The following is a 3,096-nucleotide window of genomic DNA, read 5'->3' as shown; positions in this document are numbered from 1 at the left end:
CCGTAGGGACTGCGGGTAGAGCCTGCTAAGATAACTGGTGGATACATCGGTGTTCGCAGGAATCTCCCACTTCAAACAGTCCGTTAGGACGTTAAGTGGTGAGTAGTTCAAGCTATACTCTGTAAAAATTCATATAATCTCTCCTCTAAATTAAACAAAAATCACAAAATTTGTGTTTTCTCATTTAGCATACTTTTAGTCCTAAAGGTTTATGTATAAGTGATTCCTAACTTGAAGACAACACAAAAAGGACTTCTTCGAGTCGATTAAAATGTGCATAGCAAAATAAGCTATATATACACTAATCGGCTCAAAGAAGCCCTTTCATAATTGAAACAAAAATATAACTTGTTTCTAAAACTCAACCACAACACATAGGGCGTGGGAATAGACGGAATCAATTAAACAATAAATATAGATTTATATTAAACCATTTTCATATTATATTCAATTGTTTTCAATAGAACAGGGATAAGAAGGAAGTTTATATGCAGATCCCACATGTATTGTATAATAATGCCCCTGATTCCCCTGCTATAAATCCCCTCTTATATTAAGGCCCTGGTGTTAATTCATGTACTGTATTTCAAAATATAGTTTTTCGGGCTTTTGATTTTGAACTAAATAAAAAAGTATTTCCTTAATATTTTTTTCTTCTACTTCAACATTTTCCATATAGGTCATACTTTCGTTTTCCTGGACCTTTTGAAAAATAGCAACAGGTACTTTAACTGCATCAAATACACCCATTTTACTGCCTAACTTTTTTTCTGATGTACCATCATAGAAAATTTCATTTACTATTACCTCATTATCATCAGGATCGTACATGTACCCTCTTTGTATACGTAGCAATATAGTACTCCTTTCTTTTATATTCCTCCAATGAAATAACTATATTTGTATATAATGTTATTTTATTAACAGGTGTCAAAGAATATTATTTCGCAAAATCCGTGCTTTGTATAGAGGTAGATATAGGATTATTAATTTTGTTAAGTTTTTTTGAATCCTCCAAGCTAATTATAAAATAAACAAGCCACCTTTAAAGCGAAAGCTTGTATGGTGGCTTAGTTTTCTATAAATAGCTTTGTATCTAATTGTTTGATCTCCCCTTCTGCAAGGGGTTGATAAAAAGCGTGTTGTAATCCTTGAAAATGTAAAGATTCCCCTATGCATAACAATACTTTACCAGGAATTAAATCAAGTAATAGTTCATTATTAATTTGCTTTGCTTGTTTTTTAGTAGAAACATAAATAACTAAGATTGTAGGGTTATTCCCTAAGTCCTGCATAATAACATCTTTTCCTGACTCTACAAAAGTCTTCCATCTAGCAATTATTCGTTTTAATCGATCTTTTTGATCAGATAATAAGGTGGAGTATACAACAAAATTAAATTTACGTTCTTTTCCTCCATTTACTATAAAACTTAAAGAAGGGGTAAAAACCCCTTTACTAATAGATGGATGCATAATATGCCCTAGAAATGAAGGAGCATAGCGTAAATGGCAAAGTAGGTCTATATCATGCCAATAATGCAGGTGAATATATTTACCATGATTGTCAAGACGCTCTGGGGCAAAGAAGAACATATTTCCTTGCCAGTATTTTAGTAGTTTAAATCCATTGTTGGATAAGGTATATGTTTCTTCAAAGATTTCCATATCAAAAATTTCTACTTGCCATTTTTCGATAAATTGATAGTAAAGTAATCCTTGAAGTGCATTATTAATTTTCTTCCGCGAAAATTTATTCTTAAATAGATATAATAAATGATTAAACCGAACGGATGTATGAACACCAATAAAATTGAGTATAGCATATTGTTCCTCTGTTAAAAGTTGCTTAAACTTAACTAATTCGTCATAAGAGTGGAATACATAGGTTTTATCCAAATCATGTATTCGATATATTTGAAGTCCTTGTGCATCCTCACTTGATAAATGAGGAATAGAAGGGATATAAGTAGACATTTGTTTCTCTATTGTATGCATAATCATCCATTAAAATTGGTAAATTGACGAATTAGATTTTTTACTTTGGCCTTGCGGATAATTTAGGATACGTACTGTTCCTCTTCTATTTTTAGCATCAATATTAAGCAGCTCACATGTAACAATTGTTTGGTTTATTGCGTCATCCATGGTTGGATTTGCCAGATTACGACCTTTTAGTCCTTTAAACTGAATACCTGGTGCAACCTCTACGAAAATTCCAGCAATAGCATCTATCCCTACAATTTTACCTACAAATCGGTCACGTCGTTTGTTTAATTCTAATAGTTTTTCCATTGGATCTGTTTCTAGTTTCTTTTTATTTCCTCTAAACTCATATCGCCCATTCTTTTCCACTACTTTATCAATGATAAGCTCTACAACATCACCAATAATAATATCCGTCGAGCGGACGAATGAATGAGACCATTGCGAGTATCTTACTCCTACTGTTACACCATGAACTTCAACCAGAATAGTTTGTGCAGATGGAATATGTCCAGAAACTGTTCCTGTGTATACTTTATTCCCCTCTTGCTCTACTATTTCTTCATATAATTTTCTTTGCAGTGCAAGTTCTCCTGCAGTGATAGATACAACAGCAAAGTTCCCTTCCTCAGTTTTTTGGAAATGCTCAATAATAACAGGTTTTGTTCTACCTATCAGCCATTGAGGATTTTTAGGAATAGTTATACCTGCCTCTGTAATTGGACAATATGCTGTCGTATGAGTACCAATTTGCATTGTGAGCACTTGTATTCGCTCAGATGTCCCGTTTTTAGTTGGGAATAATTTTTCAGATACTACGGTAATTAAGCCTTTCCCTACAGTACGTTCACGTTTCATACGAGCTAATTCTTCTAATTCATGTTCACGTATTCTTTCAAATTGATTGAAAGTTGATTCTATAAAGATTTCCTCTAGCGTGCTATCCGGTTCAAATGCCATCCCTAGTTCTTTTGTAATATGAGTATTTACTTTATCTTCAATTGTCGATAGGTAAGTCTTTGAGTTTATCTCCAACTTTTCCCCCGATCCGCACCGTACGTGCCACTTTCATGGCATACGGCGGTCTACCTAAATTGTAGTTTTCGTCTCA

3 protein-coding genes are annotated in these 3,096 nt (G+C 33.4%); all 3 read right to left on the bottom strand.

Translation table 11 applies throughout. From position 1 onward, the window contains the following. Positions 1 to 567: 567 nt before the first annotated feature. On the bottom strand, positions 568 to 855 hold the full coding sequence (locus ACS2CR_RS33815) for a hypothetical protein (RefSeq protein ID WP_144489555.1): 288 nt from the start codon (positions 853 to 855) through the stop codon (positions 568 to 570). Positions 856 to 1,070: 215 nt separating this feature from the next. Next, positions 1,071 to 1,997, bottom strand: a complete 927-nt coding sequence (locus ACS2CR_RS33810) for a hypothetical protein (RefSeq protein WP_309567931.1) — start codon at positions 1,995 to 1,997, stop codon at positions 1,071 to 1,073. A gap of 9 nt (positions 1,998 to 2,006) precedes the next feature. Beyond that, positions 2,007 to 2,945 (bottom strand): RNA-binding protein, encoded by a 939-nt coding sequence (locus ACS2CR_RS33805; RefSeq protein WP_153603167.1) that lies wholly within the window; start codon positions 2,943 to 2,945, stop codon positions 2,007 to 2,009. Between the last annotated feature and the right edge of the window lie 151 nt (positions 2,946 to 3,096).

Source organism: Bacillus cereus group sp. BceL291, from assembly GCF_051776705.1.
Lineage (GTDB): Bacteria > Bacillota > Bacilli > Bacillales > Bacillaceae_G > Bacillus_A > Bacillus_A cereus.
This window is presented reverse-complemented; position numbering and strand designations above follow the sequence as displayed.